21 protein-coding genes are annotated in these 23904 nt (G+C 38.0%); 9 read left to right on the plus strand and 12 right to left on the minus strand.

Annotated features, from left to right (window positions below; genetic code table 11):
* Window positions 1-5: 5 nt before the first annotated feature.
* The 3 genes from BM084_RS16495 to BM084_RS16505 form a co-directional block, all read right to left on the minus strand.
* Window positions 6-2972 (minus strand): GEVED domain-containing protein, encoded by a 2967-nt coding sequence (locus BM084_RS16495; protein WP_075325565.1) that lies wholly within the window; start codon window positions 2970-2972, stop codon window positions 6-8.
* Between the two features lie 118 nt (window positions 2973-3090).
* Window positions 3091-4629, minus strand: a complete 1539-nt coding sequence (locus tag BM084_RS16500; RefSeq protein ID WP_093306121.1) for a glycine--tRNA ligase — start codon at window positions 4627-4629, stop codon at window positions 3091-3093.
* A gap of 63 nt (window positions 4630-4692) precedes the next feature.
* Window positions 4693-5577, minus strand: coding sequence for a hypothetical protein (locus tag BM084_RS16505; RefSeq protein WP_083634133.1), 885 nt, complete (start codon window positions 5575-5577; stop codon window positions 4693-4695).
* Window positions 5578-5638: 61 nt separating this feature from the next.
* Here BM084_RS16505 and BM084_RS16510 point away from each other — a divergent pair, with 61 nt between their 5' ends.
* Both BM084_RS16510 and BM084_RS16515 read left to right on the plus strand, forming a co-directional pair.
* Window positions 5639-6319, plus strand: a complete 681-nt coding sequence (locus BM084_RS16510; RefSeq protein WP_093306123.1) for a ComF family protein — start codon at window positions 5639-5641, stop codon at window positions 6317-6319.
* A 58-nt stretch (window positions 6320-6377) separates the two neighbouring features.
* On the plus strand, window positions 6378-7991 hold the full coding sequence (locus tag BM084_RS16515; protein WP_075325561.1) for an Ig-like domain-containing domain: 1614 nt from the start codon (window positions 6378-6380) through the stop codon (window positions 7989-7991).
* Here the strand turns inward: BM084_RS16515 and BM084_RS16520 are convergent.
* Window positions 7978-8757, minus strand: coding sequence for an amidohydrolase (locus tag BM084_RS16520; RefSeq protein ID WP_075325560.1), 780 nt, complete (start codon window positions 8755-8757; stop codon window positions 7978-7980). The genes BM084_RS16515 and BM084_RS16520 overlap by 14 nt on opposite strands.
* Before the next feature lie 101 nt (window positions 8758-8858).
* Here BM084_RS16520 and BM084_RS16525 point away from each other — a divergent pair, with 101 nt between their 5' ends.
* Window positions 8859-9368, plus strand: a complete 510-nt coding sequence (locus BM084_RS16525; protein ID WP_075325559.1) for a DUF1440 domain-containing protein — start codon at window positions 8859-8861, stop codon at window positions 9366-9368.
* On the opposite strand, the gene BM084_RS16530 is transcribed toward BM084_RS16525, so the two are convergent.
* The 3 genes from BM084_RS16530 to BM084_RS16540 are packed head-to-tail and all read right to left on the minus strand — an operon-like array spanning window position 9365 to window position 14521.
* The gene (locus BM084_RS16530) at window positions 9365-11839 is read right to left on the minus strand and encodes a ligase-associated DNA damage response DEXH box helicase (RefSeq protein WP_075325558.1); all 2475 of its coding nucleotides are present in this window, start codon (window positions 11837-11839) and stop codon (window positions 9365-9367) included. The genes BM084_RS16525 and BM084_RS16530 overlap by 4 nt on opposite strands.
* Before the next feature lie 17 nt (window positions 11840-11856).
* Entirely contained in the window at window positions 11857-13452 is a 1596-nt protein-coding gene (locus BM084_RS16535) for an ATP-dependent DNA ligase (RefSeq protein ID WP_093306126.1), read from the minus strand.
* A gap of 49 nt (window positions 13453-13501) precedes the next feature.
* Window positions 13502-14521, minus strand: coding sequence for a ligase-associated DNA damage response exonuclease (locus BM084_RS16540; protein ID WP_075325556.1), 1020 nt, complete (start codon window positions 14519-14521; stop codon window positions 13502-13504).
* A gap of 154 nt (window positions 14522-14675) precedes the next feature.
* Between BM084_RS16540 and BM084_RS16545 the strand changes: the two genes are divergently transcribed.
* On the plus strand, window positions 14676-15098 hold the full coding sequence (locus tag BM084_RS16545; protein WP_093306129.1) for a tellurite resistance TerB family protein: 423 nt from the start codon (window positions 14676-14678) through the stop codon (window positions 15096-15098).
* 63 nt (window positions 15099-15161) lie between these two features.
* On the opposite strand, the gene fbp is transcribed toward BM084_RS16545, so the two are convergent.
* Window positions 15162-16169, minus strand: a complete 1008-nt coding sequence (fbp, locus tag BM084_RS16550) for a class 1 fructose-bisphosphatase (protein ID WP_075325555.1) — start codon at window positions 16167-16169, stop codon at window positions 15162-15164.
* 203 nt (window positions 16170-16372) lie between these two features.
* On the opposite strand from fbp, the gene BM084_RS16555 reads away from it, so the two are divergent.
* The 5 genes from BM084_RS16555 to BM084_RS16575 all read left to right on the plus strand — a co-directional run bounded on the left by BM084_RS16555 (window position 16373) and on the right by BM084_RS16575 (window position 21203).
* The gene (locus BM084_RS16555) at window positions 16373-16855 is read left to right on the plus strand and encodes a GNAT family N-acetyltransferase (protein WP_075325554.1); all 483 of its coding nucleotides are present in this window, start codon (window positions 16373-16375) and stop codon (window positions 16853-16855) included.
* A gap of 72 nt (window positions 16856-16927) precedes the next feature.
* Window positions 16928-17398, plus strand: a complete 471-nt coding sequence (locus BM084_RS16560; protein ID WP_075325553.1) for a GNAT family N-acetyltransferase — start codon at window positions 16928-16930, stop codon at window positions 17396-17398.
* Window positions 17399-17404: 6 nt separating this feature from the next.
* A complete protein-coding gene (locus tag BM084_RS16565; RefSeq protein ID WP_075325552.1) occupies window positions 17405-18655 on the plus strand; it encodes an aspartate kinase in 1251 nt (416 codons plus the stop codon).
* A gap of 6 nt (window positions 18656-18661) precedes the next feature.
* Window positions 18662-20464: a GNAT family N-acyltransferase gene (locus tag BM084_RS16570; protein WP_075325551.1), complete on the plus strand. Its 1803-nt coding sequence runs from the start codon at window positions 18662-18664 to the stop codon at window positions 20462-20464.
* An 88-nt stretch (window positions 20465-20552) separates the two neighbouring features.
* Entirely contained in the window at window positions 20553-21203 is a 651-nt protein-coding gene (locus BM084_RS16575) for an SDR family oxidoreductase (RefSeq protein ID WP_075325550.1), read from the plus strand.
* 123 nt (window positions 21204-21326) lie between these two features.
* Here BM084_RS16575 and BM084_RS16580 read toward each other — a convergent pair whose 3' ends face one another.
* The 4 genes from BM084_RS16580 to BM084_RS16595 all read right to left on the minus strand — a co-directional run bounded on the left by BM084_RS16580 (window position 21327) and on the right by BM084_RS16595 (window position 23891).
* Window positions 21327-21743 (minus strand): arsenate reductase ArsC, encoded by a 417-nt coding sequence (locus BM084_RS16580; protein ID WP_075325549.1) that lies wholly within the window; start codon window positions 21741-21743, stop codon window positions 21327-21329.
* Between the two features lie 10 nt (window positions 21744-21753).
* Window positions 21754-22239, minus strand: a complete 486-nt coding sequence (locus BM084_RS16585) for a DUF6428 family protein (protein WP_075325548.1) — start codon at window positions 22237-22239, stop codon at window positions 21754-21756.
* Between the two features lie 101 nt (window positions 22240-22340).
* Window positions 22341-22727 (minus strand): VOC family protein, encoded by a 387-nt coding sequence (locus BM084_RS16590; RefSeq protein WP_075325547.1) that lies wholly within the window; start codon window positions 22725-22727, stop codon window positions 22341-22343.
* Window positions 22728-22910: 183 nt separating this feature from the next.
* On the minus strand, window positions 22911-23891 hold the full coding sequence (locus BM084_RS16595) for a 2-hydroxyacid dehydrogenase (protein ID WP_093306131.1): 981 nt from the start codon (window positions 23889-23891) through the stop codon (window positions 22911-22913).
* Between the last annotated feature and the right edge of the window lie 13 nt (window positions 23892-23904).

Here is a 23904-nt window from a genome sequence, read left to right on the forward strand (position 1 = left end):
TAAGTCTATTCTACTATAAAGCGTTTTACTTTTCCTACTTCGCGCGTTCCCATTCTTACTAAATAAACCCCTCGTGCTGCGTAAGACATATCAAGCTCATAAACATAGCCTGTACCGTTATTTTCTACCTGATTTTCTAACATTTTTTGTCCTAAAATATTATGAACCGTAATTCTTAGGGTTTCATCATAATCGGTTTCCATAATTACTCTAAACTGTTTATTTTCTTCTGAAACCACCACCAATTCGGCTTCGTTAAGAATAAAATCTTCAATATCTAAAGTAGAATCGGTAATATTTACTGAATAATCGTGGGTGGTTCCATAATCCATTACTTCACACGGATTATTAAGATCACCGTCAAAACTGGTGTCTCCGGCTCTTATTCGCAGAAGATGTTGCCCTAAAGATGCATCAGCGGGAATACTAAAATTGTAAGAATACCACGTATTAGCATTAGGAATAACTTCAGAAGAGATTACGCGTTCGTCATCGTCAAAAACGGCATCGTCATTAAAATCTATCCACATTGAGAATTGTTCCTTATCCTCTTCAGCAAAGTGAGATTGCACCGAAACGGTAAATTCCCCCTGTGAACGGTCTAAAGTAGCCGAAAGACCAATAAAATCGGCATAACCATTTCCACAGGGAATACGTTCGTTAAGAACATCTTCTAATTCAAAAAACGAAATTCCGTCACCAAAACTACAATCAGAGCCTTCAGGAATACAATCTAAATTAGCTACAGATCTTACACTTGTGTCGTTTCTGGCATCAAAATCGTTCTCCAGTCGTGTGCCGGCGGTAATTCTATAGCTTCCGGAAGGTGAAATATCTGCAGTTTGATTAAAAGTATAAACTTCAAGACCTCCCACTTCCAGCGTGTCATTAAAAACTTCTCTTACCGGTGTGTTATTACCAACCTGGTAAAAAACCGGAATATCCTGTTGTGGTTCGCCTCCAAAATTTTCTATACTCACGGTTATTTCTTCTGAATTTCCTAAGCTCTCACCGGTTTGAGGAGCATCAATTGAAGTTACTCCAACATCGTTTGGCGGCAAATGTCTAACTGAAGTAGTTATTGTATCATTTTCTCTATTTTCATCTCCCTCTAAATTAGTGCTGAAAAGAAATTCGTAGGTTTCTCCAACTTCAGAAAGATCGGCGGTTTCAGAAAAAGTGAATTCTGCAGAGCTTGTTGCTGCAATACTTTCTTCAAAAGTTTCAGTCACTTCAGCACCGCCATTTATGCTATAACTAACTTCAAAATTAGATTGCGCATTTCTACCATAGTTTCTGATTTTAATAGTTATTTCTTCGTTTGTACCTAAACTTGCATCTTGCGGACTAACCAAAGAAACTACACCAAGATTATTATCAAAATCTGGTGCTATCTTAAAAACGCCTACGTGATTTTTCCTTTCCTGGCCTACAAAATACTCACCGTTATGCCAAAAAGTGAGTCCATCTGCCGCGTCTACACTTAAATGCGCATAATCCCCGTAGCGGGAATTGGGATTTGGACTTTCGCCTTCAATAATATTTTGCTCTTCAATAGTCATAATTCCCGGTTCATCATTAAGGTATCTCCCCGTATATCGCAGCGAGGGAAAAACCGGATTTTGCGGATTATCATTTAAAACCGTGTAACCTAGAGCAATATTCCCTTCCGCATCAAGGCCTATACTTCCGCTAAATCGGTCGCTATTATCGGGGGCGTAAGTTCCTTCCTGGTAAACACTCCAGGGACCGCCATCGGTTTGCTGGCGTAATTCATACCAACGTATTCCAGCGTGCTCGGCCGCACTGGGATCTACATCTACCACAAAATTCATAACCACAGCATTATAATTTTGAAATCGTCTGTAAATGGTCATATACATCATTGTAGCCTGTAATACGTCAATTTCGGGAGTATCTTCGCCGGGTTGTGAAAGATTCGAAAAAGAGCCTCCGTCAAATGTGGCTATAAAAGGCGAAACTCCCTCTGCCGCTCCTAATTCTTGTGATTCTGAAATAGTTGAAGCCGAAGGGTTATTCCAGTCTACATCAATAAGCCAGAGCTTTAGATGATCTTCATTAACCCCTGCCCACGAATCGTCTTGTAGAAAGACTATAGGCGAATTTCCCCGAGGAGGTATTTCGTTTCCAATCCCTGAAAAACCGGCCGGACTGTAAAATCCGTTAGTTCTAATACCGGGCAATGGAAATGACATAATTTGGGCAGTTTCCCCGGCCAGCATTTGGTCCCTTTCCAGAGCATACACCACCTGACTTGTGGCGGCGGTCCTGGTATTTTTATTAGTGGTGATATAATAACCGTCTCCCCAAACTGAAATCTTCGGGTAATCTGGCAAAACCCCGTTTGTGGTAAAGCGATAAGTGTACCAACCGTCATTCATTGGGTCTGGACCTTGTGAGACTGCGATTAAAAAACTTTCGGGGGTATCGCTGAACTGTGAAATTATGAACCTATCGGCAAATTCATCGTATAAAATAATAGGGTCTCCAAGGGTTTCATTGGTAAACTCGCCACCAATACTGGCAAGAGAAGCAGGTTCCATAATTCTGTTGCCCGATTTATCGAAAATTGAAAAAGCCGAATTCCATCCGTTTACATAATGGTTTGGCCCCGCAGCCCCGGTAGGATCTGTAGGAGTGGCTTGTGTAGAAGCAGCTTCAAACGTAAAGTTGGGAGCCTTCACAGGGATTTCACCCATTTTTTGCTGAAGCGCTTCATCCTTGGTTTTTGGTAAACCTTTTCCCGGAACAATTTTGTTAATTCCCCGATTTCTTGGATTGTAGATTTTGAATTCTTTTGCCGGCGGAATTAATTTCCTTTTAGACATTGCAGAAGAAGTTACTGCTTTGGCAGAGTCTATATAAACCGGGCCTGCTGTTTCTCTATCCTGACCCAGAAATATAGAATGAAAACCAAAAATTAAAACTAAAAGGAATAAAATTTTCTTCATTGTGATGAGACTTCTTCTTTTACTTTCTAAAAATAATGATTCTATGCGTATCTAAAACAAAAGGAGCGATTAAGTTGATTAATCGCTCCTTTTAATAATTTTAAAAAACACTTTTAAGTTATTTCTTCATCCAGGTCTTAAAATCTATCTCCTGTTCAATAAGTGTCTTAAGCTCTGTAATATCTACGCGTTTTTGGTCCATAGTATCACGGTAACGCACCGTCACTTTTTTATCTTCAAGTGAATCGTGATCTACAGTTATACACAATGGTGTTCCCGCAGCATCCTGCCTGCGATATCTACGGCCAATCGCATCTTTTTCGTCATACTGAACTCTAAAATCCCATTTTAATTCTTCAATAATTTCGTGAGCAAGCTCTGGCAAACCATCTTTTTTAACTAGTGGCAGTACCGCCGCCTTGGTTGGCGCCAATACAGCAGGTAGTTTTAAAACCGTTCTTGTTGTTCCGCCTTCCAGTTCTTCTTCTTTTAATGAAGCTGAAAAAACCGCTAAGAACATTCTGTCTAAGCCAATTGAAGTTTCAATTACATAAGGCACGTAATTTTCTTTTAATTCAGGATCGTAGAAACGTAATTTCTTCCCTGAATGTTCTTCGTGTGCTTTTAAATCGAAATCTGTTCTGGAATGAATTCCTTCTAATTCTTTAAATCCAAAAGGGAAATTAAATTCTATATCGGTAGCAGCATTAGCATAATGCGCCATTTTTTCATGATCGTGAAAACGGTAATTTTCTTCGCCTAAACCTAAAGAAGCGTGCCAATTCTGGCGGGTTTCTTTCCAGTGCTCAAACCATTTTAATTCTTCGCCGGGACGCACAAAAAATTGCATCTCCATTTGTTCAAATTCCCGCTGGCGAAAGATAAACTGTCTCGCAACAATTTCATTTCTAAAAGCTTTTCCTATCTGTGCAATTCCAAAAGGAATTTTCATCCGACCGGTTTTTTGCACGTTAGAAAAATTCACGAAAATTCCCTGGGCAGTTTCAGGACGCAAATATAAGTCTGTAGCAGAATCGGCTGAAGCACCCAGCTTGGTTCCAAACATTAAATTGAACTGCTTAACATCTGTCCAGTTTTTAGAACCCGTTTCGGGACAGGCAATTTCCAACTCTTCAATTAGCGCTTTAACATCGGCCAAATTTTCATCGGTAAGTGATTTGGCAAGGCGCTCAAGAATTTCTTTCTCCTCTTTTTTATAACGAATAACCCTGGGGTTGGTACTTACAAATTCTTCTTCATCAAACTTATCTCCAAAACGTTTCCTTGCTTTTGCAATTTCCTTTTGTGCTTTTTGATTGATCTTTTCAGCATAATCTTCAACCAAAACATCGGCCCGATATCGTTTTTTAGAATCTTTATTATCAATTAAAGGATCGTTAAACGCATCTACGTGACCCGAAGCCTTCCAGGTGGTAGGGTGCATTAAAATCGCCGCATCTAAACCAACGATGTTTTGGTGCAACTGCACCATACTTTTCCACCAGTAATCTTTGATGTTTTTCTTTAATTCAGCCCCATTTTGCCCGTAATCGTAAACAGCACTAAGTCCGTCGTAAATTTCGCTCGATGCAAAAATATACCCATACTCTTTAGCATGGGATATTACATTTTTAAAAAAATCTTCTTGTTTTGCCATAGCACAAAAATAAAAAAACCGCCCTGATAAACAGCAGGGCGGCCTTTGAATTTTAAGTTTTAATTATCTTAGGTTAAAAGATGCTGTTCCCAGTAAAATCGCATCGGCATATACGTAAACTTTATAAGTACCTTCCAGCAATCTATTTTCGTTGGTATTAGCTAACAAACACACATCCAACTCGTTGTTTTCGTAATAAACTTTAGAAGCCGCGCTATATACCATAGGCCCGCCTTCGTGTTCTACCACAATTTCATCACCTACCAATTCATTTTCAGGATTATAAACCTGCACATACATATTCCTTTCTCCCGGCCCGGCAAGATCATTAGCCGTTATAGTAAAGCAAGTTCTAATTTGGTCTATTCTTCGGGTTCTGTCGTTTTCTACCAGTTTACCACTATTTCTTACAATAACTCCTTCCCCACGTAAATTGGTGACTTTAAGCTGCGCTGCCCGATCTACTTTGTTAGAAAGATCCTGGTTGGTAGTTTGTAAAGAATCTGAAACCCTGGTTCTTTCCTGTAGAATTATGTTAGTACTGTCTAAAGTTTGAGACATCATTTGGTTTTGGCGGTTTAGACTATCTACCACTCTAAATAAACGATCTTTCTCGGATTTTAAATTGCTAATTTCCCTGCGATAGCGAGAAATTAAAACCAGGTTGGCTTCATTATCTTCTACTGAATCCAGTAAACGCTCTATTCTATTCCTGGCATCTACCAGGTTTTGATCCATCACCTGATTTTCATCTATGGCCTCATCGTATTTCTTAATTAGATCATTAAGCTCGTCTTCTATTACCTCTTTCTCCTTGGTAAGAATTGCTTTATTCTCTTTCTCTTCGTTATAGAATTTAATTGTATAGATACCTAAGGCCAGTAAGGCCACAGCTAACACTCCGGTTAAAATCTTAAGCGCGGTGTTGTTTTTCTTTTCGGTCATCATATTAATAAATTTTGTTTGTAAATTTAGGAGTTTAATAAGGTAAACAGCAAGGACTTAACAAATGTTTCACGATTTAGCAAACCTATTCTATCCTGCAGTATGTAACTGCTGTGACAGCCCTTTGTTAAAGACAGAAAAAGTAATTTGTACTTCCTGTTTACATAAACTCCCAACCACTAATTATCACCTTGATAACGAAAACCTTAGCAAAAAAGTATTTTCTGCCCGTTTACCTCTAGAAAATGCAACTTCCCTACTTTATTTTAAAAAGAAAGGAATGGTGCAAAATCTTATTCATAATCTTAAGTATAAAAAGCAGGAAGAGGTGGGAGCCTTCCTGGGATCCTGGCTGGGAGAAGAACTGGCATCACATCCCGCGTTTAAAAAAATTGATTGTGTAATCCCAGTTCCACTTCATCGTATAAAATTAAAACAAAGGGGATACAACCAGGTTACCGGCTTTGGACAGGAACTCGCCAAAAAATTAGATACCGAATTTATTGAAAACGTTCTGGTAAAAAAATCTGGTTCACGCACCCAAACCTTTAAAAAACGTCTTGGCCGGTGGGGCAGTATTGATGCTACATTTATAATAGAAAATTCAGAAATAGTAGAGAACAAACATATCCTGTTGGTAGACGATTTGGTGACCACGGGAGCTACTTTGGAAGCTTGCGGCAATAAGTTACTGGAAATTAAAAACACTAAATTAAGTATAGCGACTATGGCAATTACCGATTGATACTCACGTTAAAACCTAAAATAATTGTTTCTTTGCCTTTAGATTTCATTTTTAAATTATGCTGAAAAGAATTCCGGGAATTTTACTTGTGGTTGCTCTACTTTTGCTGTGTGTGCGATGCGCTAAAAAAGGAATGCCTGAAGGGGGCCCTGAAGACGAAGAACCGCCAAAATTTATTAGGGCAAACCCAGAAAATTACAATACTAATTTCTCTGCAGAAGAAATCAGGATTTTCTTTAACGAATATGTGAAGTTAGAAGATGCACGCCAACAAATAGTAATTTCGCCTCCAATAGAACCACGGCCCACAATTATTCCAATGGGTACGGCACGTAAAGATGTACGTATCCAAAATATGGATTCTCTTCAGGAAAATACTACTTATACCATAAATTTTGGAAAAAGTATTGTAGATAATAACGAGGGCAACCCATTACCATATTTTAAATATGTTTTCTCCACCGGTGACTACCTGGACTCTTTAAAAATTTCTGGAACTATAAAAGACGCTAATTTGAAAGCTCCAAACGAATTTATTTCTATTTTTTTATATGAAGTAGATTCAACTTTTTCAGATTCCCTGGTCTACAAACAAACTCCAAGATATATAACTTACACGTTAGATAGTAGCGTAAATTTTGAACTGGAAAACCTTAAGGAAGGCACGTACCAGATTCTTGCAGTAGAAGACAAAAACGATAATTATAATTTTAATCCTAAGAACGAAAAAATAGGGTTTATTGAAGATTATATCACGCTACCTACAGATTCTACTTACCAAATCACCATCTTTACAGAAGAACTGGAATTTGAGCCTAAAAGACCAAAACTCCTAAAAGGAAATCAAATTTTATTCGGTTACGAAGGGAAAAAAGGAGTAGATAGTGTAGAAATTAATTTATTAACCCCAGAACCTGAAGGTTTTAAATCCAGAATTGTAAAAGATAGAAAAACCGATACACTTTACTATTGGTATAATATTCGTCCCGAATACGACAGCCTTTCTTTTGAAGTAGTTAGCCCTACCCGCCGTGACACCCTATTCACAAAAATAGCAGAAGCCGACCGTGATTCCCTAAATATTACCACAGAACCTTCTGGCGGAATAGGGTTTGGCCAGGATTTTAAGTTGAAAGCCAACACTCCAATTACAAATTTTAACCGGGAGCTTATTAGTATTCGGGATGGAGATTCAGTAATTGTTCCTTTTAATGCTGAAATGCGCAGGTTGGAAAACGAAATTGTAATTTCTTTTGAAAAAGAAGAAAGCACCGATTATCGCGTAACTGCTTTACCCGGTGCTATTACCGATCTTTTTGAAGAAACCAACGATACCCTTCAGCAAAGTTTAAATACCAAATCTTATGCAGATTATGGCAGTATTATTCTAAGGCTTCAGAATGTTAATCGATTTCCGTTGCTGGTTCAGCTTACTAATGAAAAAGGAGAAGTACAGACAGAAAAATATTCTAATGGCGATACCAATTTACATTTTCAGTATTTAAAGCCCGGTAAATACCTTATTCGGGTAATTTTTGATGATAATGAAAACCGAAAATGGGATACCGGAAATTACTTAAAAAGAATTCAACCGGAAGAAATTCAATATTATCGGGATACTATAGATGTTAGGTCTAATTGGGATATGCCAGAGACTTTTACTTTAGAGTAAATTCATCGCGATCCTGGAGAAATTTTAACTGCCCACGCGTTTCCTCAAGATGTTTTTTATCTAGCGTAATTTCTTTTACAAAAGGTTCTTCGCGGTACAGCTCTGTAAGATTTTTTCCCAAACAATCGTAAGCTGCTGTGTGGCCATTATACTCGTAGCCATCACCGTCATTTCCGGTACGATTAACGCCAATACAGTAACTCATATTTTCTATAGCCCGGGCTTTTAATAGTGTATCCCACGCAAAAACACGCTTGCTTGGCCAGTTGGCAACATAGATCAAAAGGTCATAATCTTCGGTATTTCTTGCAAAAACAGGAAAACGAAGATCATAACAAACCAGCGGACAAATTTTCCAGCCTTTATAATCAACAATTAATCTATCTTTTCCGGCGGTATAGGTTTTATCTTCTTTAGCAAGCGTGAACGTATGTCGTTTATCGTAGATTTTATAACTTCCGTCAGGAAAAACAAAGAAAAGCCGATTGTAGAAATTATCATTTTCAGAAATAATCACGCTTCCGGTAACTGCAGCGTCTTTCAATTTTGCCATTTCACGCATCCAGTTTAGCGTTAAACCATCGGTTTTTTCGGCTAATTTACTGGCGTTCATACTAAACCCGGTAGTAAACATTTCCGGAAGAATAATAAGATCAATTTCTTCTGAAAGTGCTTTAATTTCTTTTGAAAAAAAGCTGCGATTAGCCTGGGGATCTTCCCATTTTAAATTTGCCTGAATTAGTGCGGTGTTTAATTTCTGTGCCATATTCAAAATTACCAAATTTTAAATATCTGCTGCTAAATCCTTGTTAAACAATTGTAGAAAACTCACATAATGGATAGTTTTAATCTGTAAAATAGCTAATTATGAAAGTACAAGCCTTACTAAATAAAGATTCTTATTCTAAAGCTACCGGCCGCGGGCTTCTTGCAGGAGTACTTGGCGGACTTGCCGGTACAGCGGTAAAAAGCCTGGTTGAACATTTTCTACCGGTTAGAAAAATAGAGCAACGTTCTGCCCAAATTAAAATTGTAGACGATCTTTCTACAAAAATCACCGGGTCTCCTATAAGTGTTAATAATGAAGAATTGGCCGAGCAATTAGTAAATTTCCCTATGGGTGCCAGCGTTGGGGCTGCTTATGGTTTTGGAAAGAAAGACAACGAAGAATTAAATATTAGGGATGGGATAATTTTAGGTGGTTCTACCTGGATTTCAACACACGAAACTTCGCTTCCTATGATGGGGCTGGAGCCTAAGCCTACAGATGTGCCCATTAAAATGCAAATGAACGAGCTGTTTGCCCACGTACTGTTTGGAATTACCACTGAAGTTGTTAGAAGTACCGTTCTTAAAAGACTGAATGAAAGAAATTAATTCTCCAGACTTTTCAACATTTTTCTAATCCTGTCTTCCAGTTTTTCTGAAGATAATTTTTCTCGTAACCTGTCGGTAATAATGGGGAAAGAAAACGGCGTTGGTTTTTCGCAGTTTTTCCAAATGATATTTTGATGCTGAATGCGTTCTAAAGCAAATCTTAATCGGCCTTCTTCCAACTGGTGCTCAAAAGTCTCCCTGAAAGATTGCAAATACAATAAATTATCGTCCTCATAATCTTTAAAAACGCTAAATAGCAACTGCGAACTGCTTTGCAAATGTTTACTTTTAATCAGTTTATTCGGGTAACCGGTAAAAACCATCCCGGCAATTACTGCAATATCCCTGAATTTTCGCCTGGCCATTTCTGTAGCGTTTAAACTTTTATAAAGATCATCCATAAGGAATTCTGCGGAAAAAAGATCGTTATCCAAAACTTGCTGCATATCAATTTCCTGGTCTGAGAGCAATTCAAAGCCATAGTCGTTAAAAGCAATACTAAAGGAAATTGGAGAAAGCAAACTGATGCGATACGCCAGTAAACTTCCCAAAGCCTCGTGTACAAATCGACCTTCAAACGGGTAAAAGATTGCGTGATAACCTTCCCTGGTTTTAAAAGTTTCAATTAAAAACTCATCCTGCTTTGGAATAATAGATTCTTTTTGCTGCCTTTCCAAAATTGGCTGTAAAGCTTTTAATTCTTCTGATTTTTCCGAAGAAACTGCAGAAGTAGAAGCAGAAGCGGCATACATTTCTTCCCGAAGCAATTCACTCATCTGCGCGGAAAATGCCATTCTACCGCCCATCCAACTGGGGACTTTAGAAGTCTTTTTCTTCGATTTTCTAACTAAAACCTGCATACTTTTAATTCGCACTAATTCCAGGTTTCTACCGGCAAAGGTAAATACGTCTCCGGGCGTTAGTTTGGAAATAAACCATTCTTCAATTGTACCAATATAACCGCCTTTTAGGTATTTTACACTTAAAACCGCATCGCTCACAATCGTTCCAATCTGCAAACGGTGGCGCATTGCAATCCCACGGTTATTTACTTTAAAAAGTCCGTCTTCTTCAATTTCAATTTTCTTGTATTCATCATAAGCCTGCAAACTCTGGCTACCTTTAGTTACAAAATTCAAGATCCATAACCATTCATCTTCAGTAATTCCCTGGAAACAAAACGTAGATTTAATTTCCGGCCAGATTTCCTTCGGAAAAAACCCATTGGAAACCGCTAAAGTTGTGAGGTATTGCATCAGAACATCAAAACTTAACAAATACGGAATTCTATCTTCCACGGCAGTCTTCTGTACCGCTTTTTGTAAAGCTGAAGCTTCAATAAGTTCTATAGCGTGAGTGGGTAAGAAATAAATTACACTTTCTTTTCCAGGTTGGTGGCCGCTTCTGCCTGCTCGTTGTAAAAACCTGGCCACACCCTTAGGCCCACCAATTTGAATAATGGTTTCCACAGGGGCAAAATCCACTCCCAAATCAAGGCTCGACGTACAAACCACAGCTTTTAAAGTTTCATTTCTAATGGCCTGTTCCACCCAAAGCCTGGTTTCCTTGTTAATACTGCCGTGGTGCATTGCCACTTCCCCGGCAAACTCCGGATATTTATGCATTAATTTCTGAAACCATAATTCACATTGCGAGCGAGTATTGGTAAAAAGCAACGTATTTCTGGAATTCTTTATAATCGGCACTACCTCATCAATCAAGTGTAAACCCAAATGCCCACGCCAGGGAAACTTTTCCATTTTCTCTGGAATAATAGATTTTACGCTGATCTTCTTCTTCAAGTTCGCTCTTATCAATACCGAATTTTGGAAGGCTTCTGAATTAGGACCGAGTAAAACTTCCCGCGCCTGTTCTAAATTCCCAATCGTGGCTGAGATTCCCCAAATTCTTAAATTTTTTGAAACCGTTTTTAAACGAGATAACGCCAGTTCCATTTGCACACCTCGTTTTGTGCCCAGTAATTCGTGCCATTCGTCAACCACCACGGCACTTAGGTTTTTAAAAGTTTTATCGTAGTTTTTTGAAGAAAGTAATAATTGCAAACTTTCTGGAGTAGTAATCAGCAAATCGGGCATTGATTTCTTTTGCGCAGCCCGAACTTTTTGCGGGGTATCTCCTGTGCGAATTCCTATAGTTAAACCACTTCCAATTTCATCAGCAAATCGTTGCGCCGATTGTTCAATTTCCACTGAAAGAGCACGAAGTGGTGTAATCCAAATTGCTTTTAAACCTTTTTTCTGCTTTGTTTTATAATCCGGGTTTTTCTTTAAATAATCCAGCACTATAGGCACCCAAAGTGCATAGGTTTTTCCACTTCCTGTGGGCGCGTTTAAGAGTCCGTTTTTCCCTTGCAAAAAAGCCGTCCAGGTTTGTTTCTGAAAAGCAAAAGGTTTCCACCCCTGGTTAGAAAACCAGGTTTCAGCAATTTCAGTAAGTTGATTTCTATTCATGTTTTAATCCTTCCGTATTAGTCCGGTATTAAATCCCGCAACTCACCCAGCGTATTTGCTTCGTGTATATTTTTATCGGTTCGCCAGCGTACCATTCTTGGGAAACGGGTTGCTACTCCACTTTTATGGCGTTTGGATTCTGCAATTCCTTCAAAAGCGATTTCAAAAACATGGTGTGGAGTTACGCTTCTAACTGGGCCAAACCTCTCTAAAGTGTTTTTCTTGATCCAATTATCCAGTTTTCTAAATTCGGCATCGGTTAAACCGGAATAGGCTTTGGCAAAAGTCACCAGTTCCTTTTTATCATCGTCCCACAACCCGAAAGTATAATCTGTAAATAAATTGCTTCGTCTACCGTGACCACGCATGGCATAAGTGAGCACTGCATCTACTGTAAGCGGATCTACTTTCCACTTCCACCAGTCGCCTTTTTTTCTTCCTACTAAATATGGCGAATCCAATCTTTTTAGCATTAATCCTTCCGATTTTTCTTCTCGCGCACGCTCTCTTTCTTCGGCTACTTCAACCCAGTTTTTAAAAGAAATTCGTTCAGATAAATGCAAGGGAATTTCCTCAGCAGCAACTTCAGCATAAAGCTTCTCCAGAATTTTTCTCCTTTCTATAAACGGCTCGGTTCTTATATCTTCTCCTTTCCATTCCAAAACATCGTAAGCCTTTAAAATTACGGGAGTTTTTTCCAGTAATTTTTTACTGATATTTTTCCTTCCAATTCGGGTTTGCAGATCTTTAAAGGTCCCAATTTTGCCATCTGGAAAAGGTAATATTTCGCCGTCTATTACCGTTCCATTAGGAACTTTACCTACGAAATCTTCAAATTCAGGATATTTATCGGTGACCAGCTCTTCCCCACGGCTCCAAACAAAAAGTTCGTCATTTCTAACAATCACCTGGGATCGGATGCCATCCCATTTATGCTCTGCACTCCAATTGGCTACATCTCCCAAGTCTTCAACTTCTCCATCTATTGCGTAGGCCAGGTAAAACGGGTAAGGTTTTGATAAATAATCTTCTTCGTTTTCTTCTAAAATCAGTTTTTTAAAAGTGGTTTTTTCAGGTTTCCAGTTACCCATCATCTTATAGGCAAGAATATCTTCGTCGATATCAGTTGCCTTTGAAAGTGAACGTGTCATTAATTTTTGACTTACTCCTATTCGAAAACTTCCGGTGATAAGTTTAGTGAAAACAAAGCGTTCGTAATAATTAAGTGCAAGCCAGTTTTTATGTAAATAGTTCCTTTTCTCTGCTTCGGTTTTAGGTTTTAATTCCAGTATTTCCTGAAGAAATTGATTCAGACTTTTTTCTGAAGATTCTTCTGCCGATGGAATCACCAGCGCGATTGTTTCGGCCAGATCGCCTACAATGTGATAGGATTCTTCAAATAACCACAAGGGAATATTGGCAAGTTCTGATGCCCATTGACGCATTAAAGTGGTGTTTACAGGTCTTGGCGGGCGGCGATGTGATAAAATAGCGATGGTCCAAACCTTGTCTTTTTCTTCGGCATTTTTAAAATAATGCGTTAAGGCCTCAACTTTTAAAGTGGTTTTGTTGGTGCTGTCCAGGGTTTTTATAAGCTCTGCAAAGTCCTTCATTTTAGTTTAGTTTATTTACTTCTCGACCGCTTTCGAAGTGACAAAGCATTTAGTTTTCGATTTCTTTTTTCGATTCTTCCTCTCCCATTTCCCCTTCATATTGTGTTTCTTCAGTTCGGGCATCATAGCCTAATTCTCTTAAATAGCGGGAGAAAATATCGGTATAACCGTGAGTACAGATAACTTTTTCGGCCCCGGTAGCTTTTATAGATTTCAAAAGTCCCTGCCAATCGCAATGATCAGACAAAACAAAACCACGATCTATAGCACGTCTTCTTCGGGCTCCGCGAAATGTCATCCAGCCACTTGCAGAAGCTGTAACATAAGGCACCATTTTCTTAATCCAGGGACTGCCGTGGGCACTTGGAGGAGCCACCACGATACTTCCTTTAAATTCATTCTTTTTGGTATCACGGGTAACCCTCGTAGTTTCGGGCATTTCAGATAAAGGGCGAATCACCTCTGTCATATTTTCTATAGCGCCATGAGTGTAAATTTTACCGATAGAAGTGTCAAGATGTTTCAGTAAACGCTGTGCTTTTCCGAGGGAATATCCAAAGATCACAGAGGTTCTACCGTCTTCCTTATTTTGCTGCCACCATTTATTAATTTCGGTAAAAACTTCCGCTTGCGGCTGCCATTTAAAAGCAGGCAAACCAAAAGTACATTCGGTGATAAATGTGTGGCATTTTACCGGTTCATAAGGCACCGCTACACCATCGTCTTCATCTTTATAATCGCCGGTAAAAACCCAAACTTCGCCTTTATATTCTACCCTAATTTGCGAAGAACCAATAATATGCCCGGCGGGATGAAGGGAAAATTTTACGCCATTAATGCTAAAAGTTTCATTCCATTCTTTCCCGGAAACTTCAATTTCACCCAGGCGATGCTTTATAATAGGAACATTGCTGTGATGCGTAATATATTTTTTATGCCCCCACCGAGAATGATCGGCGTGGCCATGGGAAATAATAGCTTTGTCTACCGGTTTCCAAGGGTCCAGATACACATCTGCAGCTTCGCAGTAAATTCCTTTTTTATTAAAAGCCAGTAATGGTGGTTTCATTTTTTGAGTACTTAAAATGAAATTACCGAAAATGAAAGGCTTAAAAAAGGGATTAAGAAAAGATTAGCGATTGATGAAATCCTAAACTTTTAAAAGTTTTTTGATGAATTTTATTTTAAGCTTTAAGTATATTTGCAGTACCAAAATATTAAAAATGTCATTTTCAGATTTATTTGATTCGGGGGAACATCTTCGCAACATTAACCATTTTGCATCTATTGTAAACCTGGCGAGTGTAGATGGAAAAATCAATGAAAAGGAACGTGTTCTTTTAGAGCGTTTTGCCCGTAAACTAGATATAAGCGAACAGGAATATAAAATGGTGATTAAACGCCCGGCTGAATTCCCTATTAACTCTTATAATAGTGCCGAAAAACGTTTAGAGCGGTTGCACGACCTCTTTAAGATTATTTTTGCCGATAACGAAATAGATAATGAAGAAGAAACCCTCATTAAACGTTATGCTATAGGTCTTGGTTTTTCAAGTGAAAATGCAGAAAAAATTATAAAAAGATCTATCCAGATTTTTAGCGGTCAACTTAATTTTGAAGATTACCAGTATTTACTGGATAAATAAGATTAAAATATTGAATAATGGCCTAACTGAAAATTATATCACTTTTCTATTAGGCCATTATCTCTATCCATATGTCTGCATAAATTCTTCAGCTTTCTCTACCATATTTTTACTTCCGCAGAAAAATGGCGCACGTTGGTGTAATTCTGTAGGTTGAATATCCATAATTCGACTAAAACCATCGGTGGCCTTACCTCCCGCCTGTTCCACGATAAAGGCCATAGGATTACATTCATATAATAATCTCAGTTTTCCGTTGCTGGCTTTAGAACTTTTAGGATAAATAAAAATTCCGCCTTTAATCATATTCCGATGAATATCTGAAACCATAGAACCAATATACCTTGATGTATAGGGACGGTCTTCTTTTTCTTCTTGGCAGTACTTTATGTATTTCTTTACACCATCGGGAAAATGCACATAATTACCCTCATTCATAGAGTAAATCTTCCCGTCTTCCGGAAATTTCATATCGGGATGTGATAAATACCAAGATCCCAGCGCGGGATTGAGGGTGAACCCATTCACTCCGCAGCCCGTGGTATAAACCAGCATCGTAGAAGTCCCATAAATAATATAACCGGCAGCCACCTGTTTATTGCCGGGTTGTAAAAAATCTTCTTTTGTAACTGGGGTTCCGATTGGAGTCACACGACGATAAATAGAAAAAATAGTTCCAACAGATACATTTACATCAATATTGGAGCTTCCGTCTAGCGGATCCATAAGCACCACATATTTATTTCTATTATCGTTATTTTTACCTGAAATAGTTATAAAATCGTCGTTTTCTTCGGAAGCAATTCCACAGACAATTTCACGATTTATCAGGGTTTGAATAAAAGTCTCATTTGCATAAACATCTAGTTTTTGCTGATCTTCTCCCTGGATGTTGGTATCTCCATGCAAGCCTAAAATATCTACTAAGCCTGCTTTATTCACTTCGTGATTTACCACTTTAGCCGCCAGGCGTAAGGACCTAATTAAGCGGGAAAGTTCACCCGAAGAATAAGGAAATGCTTCCTGATTTTCTATTATAAATTCGCCTAAAGTCTGATTTTTCTTAACCATTATGTACTAATATCGTTAGTTGCGTCAAAATTATTCATTTTATTTAGTTACTAAAACGTTTTCGTAAAAATTATATTGAATTTTACGAAATTTTAATACAACCTATTTTCAGACTTTACTTACTAATTTTTTCAGCGGATATTTTATGAAATCCCTAATTTGAAATTTCAATCTTTACTTTTGTAACGAAAACAAATTAAAAAATGGAATTTACAATTAGAAAAGCAAGGCCAGAAGATATGTCAGCGGTTATAGAACTTATACAGGAACTGGCTGAATTCGAAAAAGAGCCCGAGGCAGTAATTATTACTGCGGAAGACCTGAAAACAGATGGTTTTGGGGAAAATCCGTCGTTTACCTGTTTTGTAGCCGAAGCTGCAGGAAAGATTGAAGGAATGGCATTATGCTATTTTAGATATTCTACCTGGAAAGGAAAAACCGTACACCTCGAGGATCTGGTAGTAAGAGAGAATATGAGAGGCAAAGGTTTAGGAAATGCCCTTTATAAACGTGTGATTCAATTTGCGAAAGAAGAAGGTGTAAAACGTACCGAATGGGTGGTTTTAGACTGGAATACCCACGCACGTGATTTTTACAGCCGTAGTGGTGCCACTGTTTTTACCCATTGGTGTACTGTGCAAATGGAAGAGCAAGCAATGGACAAATTTCTCGAGAAAACACGTTAATAATACGCTAAGCCTATATAATTAGCCCTTTTTATTAAAATCTATTCCTACTTTTGTAGAAATACCAGACTTATGGAATACGTTATACGCGAAGCTAAGCGGGAAGATATGCCCGCGGTTTTGGAACTTATTAAAGAACTTGCTTCTTACGAGGGTGCAGCAGATGAGGTTCAAATTCACGTAAGTGATTTGGAACATGAGGGTTTTGATGAAGCCAATTTTAAATGTTTTGTCGCAGATGTAAAAGGTAAAATTGAAGGGATGGCGCTGGTTTATTTTAGGTTTTCTACCTGGAAAGGCCGTACCGTTCACCTGGAAGATCTAATTGTTAGAGAAAGTATGCGGGGCACAGGTCTTGGCGGTGCTCTTTATAAAAGAGTCGTAAAATATGGCCACGAAAATAGCGTTAAAAGAGTAGAGTGGGTAGTTTCTGAAGGGAACAAAAATGCCCAGGAATTCTATGAAAATACGGGAGCAGACATCAAGAAAAACTGGTACACCGTGCATATGGATGAAACCGGAATTCAGAAAAACATCGATTAAATTTTTATGAAGGTTTTTAAGTTTGGAGGCGCATCGGTAAAAGATGCGGCAGGAGTAAAAAATGTTCAAAATGTATTAGAGAAAACCGGTAACGGCCCTAAAGTGATCGTGATTTCGGCGATGGGAAAAACCACCAATGCGCTGGAAATTGTTATTAAAGATTATCTTTTTGAAAAGCAAATTCCCGAAAGCCTACAAGCGGTTGAAGATGCACATTTTGAGATAATAAACGAACTTTTTGCGGAAATTAAATCCCCGGTTTTCAATAAAATAAATACACTTTTTACTGAACTTAGAAATTTTCTTCAGCATAATAAGTCTGAGCAGTACGACTTTGTTTACGACCAGGTAATATGCTATGGTGAGTTGGTTTCTACTACCATAGTTAGTGAATATCTCAATTCCCAAAACATAGCAAATAACTGGCTTGATGCGAGGCATCTTGTTAAAACCGATAGTGTTTACCGGGATGCCGGTGTAAATTGGGAAGATACCCACGAAGCAATTCAAACCAATCTAAATATAAGCCAGGTAAATATTACGCAGGGCTTTATTGGTTCAGATCCCAATAACTTTACCACCACGCTTGGTAGAGAAGGTAGTGATTATACCGCGGCAATTTTCGCTTATTGCTTAAATGCTGAAAATGTAACTATTTGGAAGGATGTTCCCGGAGTTTTAAATGCCGATCCTCGAGAATTTCAAAACCCGGAGTTACTTCAGCAAATTTCTTATGAAGAAGCTATTGAATTAGCATTTTATGGAGCGTCGGTAATTCACCCAAAAACTTTACAACCACTTCAACAAAAAGAAATTCCGCTTTTTGTAAAACCCTTTTTAAATCCCGAAAGCGAAGGTACCAAAGTTGGAAAAGGGCAACTTATTTTTCCTGAAATTCCTTGTTTTATCGTTAAAAAAGACCTGGTTTTAATTTCACTTTCCACACTGGATTTTTCCTTTATGGTAGAAGAAAATATCAGTGAGGTTTTCAGGCTTTTTCATCAATATCAAATGAAGGTAGATTTAATTCAAAATTCTGCGATTAGTTTTTCGGTTTGTGTAGACAATAAATTTAACCTGTTAGAAAAATTAATTCAGCATTTAAAAGCCAGGTTTAAAGTGAGTTTTGTGCCAGGAGTTTCCCTTTTTACCATTCGGCATTTTAACGATGAAGCGATTAAAAGCCTTGAAAAAGATAAAGAAATACTGCTAAAACAGCTTACCCATAACACGCTTCAAATTGTAACCCGAAACTAAATTTATATGGGAATTGTAAGTGCCAGGGAAGTTGCCAAAGTAATGAACCTCCAAAAACTAGGTCTGTTTGGAACCTCAATAGGTTGGTTAATTCTTCGAACTACTAAACTTTCCAGGTTAAATAAAGAATACCAGAAAAGAAAAAACTTAAATGGAATTGATTTTATTGATTCAATTTTAGAAGGTTTTGAAATAGATTTTGAAATTCCCGAGAAAGATTTAAAAAGAATTCCCAAATCTGGTGCATTTATTACCATTTCTAATCATCCTCTTGGCGGAATTGATGGAATGATTTTAATGAAATTATTACTACACCAGCGCCCCGATTATAAGGTAATTGCTAATTTTCTTTTGCATCGTTTAGACCCGTTACGGCCTTATATTATGCCGGTGAATCCTTTTGAAGACCATAAGGATGCAAAGTCTAGTTTAGGCGGAATTAAAGAAGCGATTTCTCATTTAAAAGAAGGCCACGCCCTGGGTATGTTTCCGGCAGGCGAAGTTTCTACCTATAAAGACGAGAAACTTATTGTAGACAAGCCCTGGGAACCTGCTGCAATGAAACTTATTCAAAAGGCAAAAGTTCCGGTTGTCCCTATTTATTTCCACGCTAAAAATTCTACTTTTTTCTATAAGTTGGCTTCTATGAGCGATATTTTGCGTACCGCCAAACTTCCCAGCGAAATGCTTACCCAAAAAAGAAGAAAAATTAAGGTGAGAATTGGTAATCCCATTTTGGTAGAAGACCAATTAGAACATTCAAATTTAGAAGCTTTCACTGCATTTTTACGTCGGAAAACCTATATGCTGGCCAACGTTTTTGAAAAGAAAAAACTTTTTGAGAAAATACCCAAACACCTAAAACTTCCAAAATCTCCCAAAAAAATTGCAGCAGAAACGGCGCAGGCACTTATGGAAATAGAGGTAGAAAACTGCCGCCAAATGGACAAGCGGTTACTCTCCAGTAAGAATTACGAAGTTTTCCTTGCAAAAAAAGAGGTGATTCCGCATATCGTAGCCGAGCTTGGAAGGTTACGGGAAATAACTTTTAGGGCAATTGGTGAAGGCACCAACAATGCTACCGACCTTGATAAATTTGACGAATATTATTACCACTTGTTTTTATGGGATAATGAAGCCAAAAAGGTAGCCGGTGCTTACCGTATGGGTATGGGAAATGAAATTTATGCCCGGCACGGGATTGATGGGTTTTACCTACAGGAATTATTTAGGTTTGAGCCAGAATTGCATAAAATGATGAGCCAGTCTATAGAAATGGGTCGCGCATTTATCATTAAAGAATATCAGCAAAAACCAATGCCGCTCTTTTTACTTTGGAAAGGGATTGTACATTGTACCCTACGTTTTCCCGAGCATAAATACCTTATTGGTGGCGTGAGCATTAGTAATAAATTCTCAAATTTCTCTAAATCTTTAATGATCGAGTTTATGAAATCTCATTATTTCGATCCAAATGTGGCGCAATATATTAAACCGAAAAAAGAGTTTAAAGTAAAACTAAAAGACGCCGATAAAGATCTTGTTTTTGACGCCAGCGATGCCGATCTCAATAAATTCGATAAAATTATTGATGAAATTGAGCCAGAAAATATGCGTTTACCGGTTTTAATTAAAAAATACATTAAACAGAATGCAAAAGTAGTAGCCTTTAATGTAGACCCACTTTTTAATAATGCGGTAGATGGATTAATGTATATAAAAATTGAAGATTTACCTGAAAGCACCGTAAAGCCGGTGATGGAAGAGTTTCAGAAAGAACTGGAAGAAAAATTTAATTCAATACATTAAGCTGTTAATTTCATGTTATTCTGAAGCATTCATTATGAAGGTTTTTAATTCATCCTTATCTTCAAACTGATTAAAATTTAAAGAAAAAATGGAAAAGATATTGATAGCCGGTTCTACCGGACAAACAGGAAAAAGGGTTATTGAAATTTTAAATAATACCGAAAATTTTAAGCCAATCGCAATGATTCGTAAAGAGGAACAGAAGCAAATCTTTGACGATATGGATGTTGAAAGCGTGATGGCAGACCTTGAAGGTGATATAGAACACGCTTTTAAAGGAATTGACCGGGTAATTTTTGCAGCAGGTTCTGGTGGTAGCACCGGCCCTGACAAAACCACGGCGGTAGACCAGGAAGGTGCTAAAAAAATGGTTGATGCTGCTAAGAAATTCAACGTAAAAAAATTCATCATGCTTAGCGCGATGGGAACCGATAAGCCGGAAGAAGGTGGAGACCTTGAACATTACCTGAGAGCCAAAAAAGAAGCCGATGATTATTTAGTAGATAGCGGAATTGTTTATACTATCGTTAGGCCAGGTGCTTTGACTGATGATATGGGGCTTGCCAAGGTAAAATTAGACTTAAAACTGAATGAACGTGGAGAAATTTCACGTGATGATGTTGCCTTTTTACTGGTGATGTGCCTTGCCGATCCTTTAGGAAAAAATATGGCATTCGAGGCGCTGGAAGGAGAAGAATCTATTAAATCTGCTCTTATTGAATTGAGCCAGAATAATTAATAAAGAGATCAAATTATAAAATGCTGTTTGATAATTTCAAATATTAGATCCCCGATCCAAAACCGGGGCAGGCTCTGAAACAAGTTCAGGATGACGTTTAAATTACAAACAGCATTTTTTGTTTTATAGATTATCATTCACAAATTTTTCACACCAGGCTTTAATTTCATTCCTGGTGGTTTTAAAAGTCTTCTGAACTTCTTCTTCAGAACCTTCTACTTTTGAAGGATCTTTAAAATTCTGATGTAATCTCACTGCATTTTCCGAAGGAATAAACGGGCAATTCTCGTTCGCGTGATCGCAAACGGTAATGATAAAATCAAAATCTATAGCAGCATATTCATCTACGTGGTTGCTGGTATGGCTAGAAATATCTATTCCATCCTGCTTCATAATGGCTACAGCTTGTTGATTTAACCCATGGGTTTCAATTCCTGCGCTGTAAATTGTAGCCCTCTCTTTGGCAAAATGCTTTAAATATCCATGCGCCATCTGGCTTCTACAAGAATTTCCGGTACAAAGTACGAGTACGTTCTTCATATTAGGTTTTTTAGCAGCAACCACCACCGGGTGCACATGCGTTAGCACTTTCCATTGCCGGCTCTGCAACACCGCAGGTTTCTTTCGCCTTGCAATCGGTTGGATTTACGTCTAATTTCATTAATAAATTTCCATTTTTAATACTAAAGCCGGTTACGAATAATTGAGCGGTGTGAAAATTTGCATTGCTGTATTCAAACTTTACCTCAGCGTCTATATCGTACGCTTTCATTTGGCCAACTTTATCTAAAATAGATAAAGCTTTGGAAACTTGCATAAATTCGGTTTTTCCAATTTCTTCCGGACTTTCCCATAACTGAATAATAGTTTCGTTCCAGGCATCGGTTCCCGCGCCACAGTCTACCGAGTCTATCTTTAGGTGTTTTACTTCGGTAATATGATAATTTGCTCCAACCAATAAGTTGGGTGCGTACTCAAACAACAGGGGTTTTTCCTGATGTTGTCTCAACAAATCGAATAGTTCTGATGTTTTCATAATTTTAATATTTGTATATCGCAATATTACGATTAATAAGAATTAGAAAAAAGAAGAATCAAATATTATTTCTGTTTATACTTAAAAAAGAATGTTTTAGCTTAGAGAAAAGCTTTATCGTTAGGTTCCCAAAGCTCTATTTTATTTCCTTCCAAATCCATAATCCAGCCGAATTTCCCTTCTTCTACTTTTTGAATTTCATCCATAACTTCTACACCTTCGGCTTTTAAAGTTTCCAGCAATTCTTCAAGGTTTTCCACGCGGTAATTCATCATAAAATCTTTTTCTGAAGGTTTAAAATGATTGGTATTTTCTTTAAACGGACTCCATTGAGTAGAACATTTGTTTCCGTTTTCGTCCAGCCACCAAAATGTGCAACCCCATTGGTCTGTATTTAAACCAAGGTGCTTGCTGTACCATTCTTTTACCGCATTCGGATCTTTGGTTTTAAAGAAAACTCCACCAATTCCTGTAACCCTTTTATCCATTTTTTCTGAATTAATTTTCCTGAAAATACGATAATTCGGTAGAAATAATTGCACTACGATCAATTACTAAAACAAGTTACAGATTGCCGCGTCTGCTATCACTTCCTAGCAATGACGAAAAATCATAAAGAATCCCACAGGTCTCGGAGTCCTGTGAGGTTTATTCTAAATATTTAGAAAAAATTACTTTTCTTCTCCTCTTCCGAATTTATCTATGATCTTACCGGCGATTACACTGGCCAGGCGCTCGTGAGATTCTAAGGTCCAACCGGCAACGTGGGGGCTCAAAATCACGTTATTCAAAAACATAAGTTCACGCATAGCATCTGGAATTTGATTTTCTATACTTAACGAAACGTTCTTTTTATTAGAAAAAAGACTTTCAAATGACGCTTTTTCGTATTCCAGAACATCAAGCCCTGCACCAAGTACACGGCCGTCTTTTAAAGCATCTACAAGATCTGCCGTAACTACATTTTTTCCGCGGGCAGTATTTATAAACCAGAACGGTTTTTTATAAGCATCAATAAATTCTTTATTTACCATTTGGTCAGTCTCGGGCGTCCAGGGCGTATGCAAACTTACTACATCACATTTCTCCCTAAATTCTTCTAAAGAGACCTGACGGACATTTTCATCGCCTAAACCCTCTTTAATATCGTAACAGATTACCTCAACTTCAAATCCGCGTAATTTTTTAGCAAAAGCCTTTCCCATATTTCCGTAGCCTACTATTCCCACAGTTTTTCCGTCTAATTCCAAGCCACGGTTTTCTTCACGGTGCCAGAGACCATCGCGTACTTCCCTATCAGCCTTATTTAACCTATTAAAAAGCGAAAGAAGCATTCCTAAAGTGTGTTCGCCTACAGCGTTTCGGTTTCCTTCAGGTGCAGAAAATAAAGTGATTCCGTGTGATTCAGCATATTCTACATCAATATTTTCCAGCCCGGCGCCTACCCTTGCGATAAATTTTAAATTTGGTGCGGCGTCAATAAATTCTTTGTCTATAGTGTATCGACTTCTAATAACGATCCCATCGTAGAGATGTTGATTTTCCAGCGTTTCTTCCCGAGATTGGGTAAAGCCTTCAATATTTTGATGCCCGGCATCTTGTAATTGTTTGATTAAAGTTGGATGATTGGTATCTGAATGTAAGATAATCATTGCTCTAAATTGA

Origin of the sequence: Salegentibacter agarivorans (assembly GCF_900113135.1) — a bacterium.
Taxonomy (GTDB): domain Bacteria; phylum Bacteroidota; class Bacteroidia; order Flavobacteriales; family Flavobacteriaceae; genus Salegentibacter; species Salegentibacter agarivorans.

What these genes read in the sequence shown, in the direction of transcription:
- BM084_RS16565 (WP_075325552.1), top strand. Translation starts at nt 17,405, where the DNA reads ATGAAGGTTTTTAAGTTTGGAGGCGCATCGGTAAAAGATGCGGCAGGA.
- BM084_RS16520 (WP_075325560.1), bottom strand. Translation starts at nt 8,757, where the DNA reads ATGGCACAGAAATTAAACACCGCACTAATTCAGGCAAATTTAAAATGG.
- BM084_RS16505 (WP_083634133.1), bottom strand. Translation starts at nt 5,577, where the DNA reads ATGATGACCGAAAAGAAAAACAACACCGCGCTTAAGATTTTAACCGGA.
- BM084_RS16510 (WP_093306123.1), top strand. Translation starts at nt 5,639, where the DNA reads ATGTTTCACGATTTAGCAAACCTATTCTATCCTGCAGTATGTAACTGC.
- BM084_RS16560 (WP_075325553.1), top strand. Translation starts at nt 16,928, where the DNA reads ATGGAATACGTTATACGCGAAGCTAAGCGGGAAGATATGCCCGCGGTT.
- BM084_RS16590 (WP_075325547.1), bottom strand. Translation starts at nt 22,727, where the DNA reads ATGGATAAAAGGGTTACAGGAATTGGTGGAGTTTTCTTTAAAACCAAA.
- BM084_RS16545 (WP_093306129.1), top strand. Translation starts at nt 14,676, where the DNA reads ATGTCATTTTCAGATTTATTTGATTCGGGGGAACATCTTCGCAACATT.
- BM084_RS16580 (WP_075325549.1), bottom strand. Translation starts at nt 21,743, where the DNA reads ATGAAGAACGTACTCGTACTTTGTACCGGAAATTCTTGTAGAAGCCAG.
- BM084_RS16570 (WP_075325551.1), top strand. Translation starts at nt 18,662, where the DNA reads ATGGGAATTGTAAGTGCCAGGGAAGTTGCCAAAGTAATGAACCTCCAA.
- BM084_RS16495 (WP_075325565.1), bottom strand. Translation starts at nt 2,972, where the DNA reads ATGAAGAAAATTTTATTCCTTTTAGTTTTAATTTTTGGTTTTCATTCT.
- BM084_RS16595 (WP_093306131.1), bottom strand. Translation starts at nt 23,891, where the DNA reads ATGATTATCTTACATTCAGATACCAATCATCCAACTTTAATCAAACAA.
- BM084_RS16535 (WP_093306126.1), bottom strand. Translation starts at nt 13,452, where the DNA reads ATGAAGGACTTTGCAGAGCTTATAAAAACCCTGGACAGCACCAACAAA.
- BM084_RS16530 (WP_075325558.1), bottom strand. Translation starts at nt 11,839, where the DNA reads ATGAATAGAAATCAACTTACTGAAATTGCTGAAACCTGGTTTTCTAAC.
- BM084_RS16525 (WP_075325559.1), top strand. Translation starts at nt 8,859, where the DNA reads ATGAAAGTACAAGCCTTACTAAATAAAGATTCTTATTCTAAAGCTACC.
- BM084_RS16585 (WP_075325548.1), bottom strand. Translation starts at nt 22,239, where the DNA reads ATGAAAACATCAGAACTATTCGATTTGTTGAGACAACATCAGGAAAAA.
- fbp (WP_075325555.1), bottom strand. Translation starts at nt 16,169, where the DNA reads ATGGTTAAGAAAAATCAGACTTTAGGCGAATTTATAATAGAAAATCAG.
- BM084_RS16575 (WP_075325550.1), top strand. Translation starts at nt 20,553, where the DNA reads ATGGAAAAGATATTGATAGCCGGTTCTACCGGACAAACAGGAAAAAGG.
- BM084_RS16540 (WP_075325556.1), bottom strand. Translation starts at nt 14,521, where the DNA reads ATGAAACCACCATTACTGGCTTTTAATAAAAAAGGAATTTACTGCGAA.
- BM084_RS16555 (WP_075325554.1), top strand. Translation starts at nt 16,373, where the DNA reads ATGGAATTTACAATTAGAAAAGCAAGGCCAGAAGATATGTCAGCGGTT.
- BM084_RS16500 (WP_093306121.1), bottom strand. Translation starts at nt 4,629, where the DNA reads ATGGCAAAACAAGAAGATTTTTTTAAAAATGTAATATCCCATGCTAAA.
- BM084_RS16515 (WP_075325561.1), top strand. Translation starts at nt 6,378, where the DNA reads ATGCTGAAAAGAATTCCGGGAATTTTACTTGTGGTTGCTCTACTTTTG.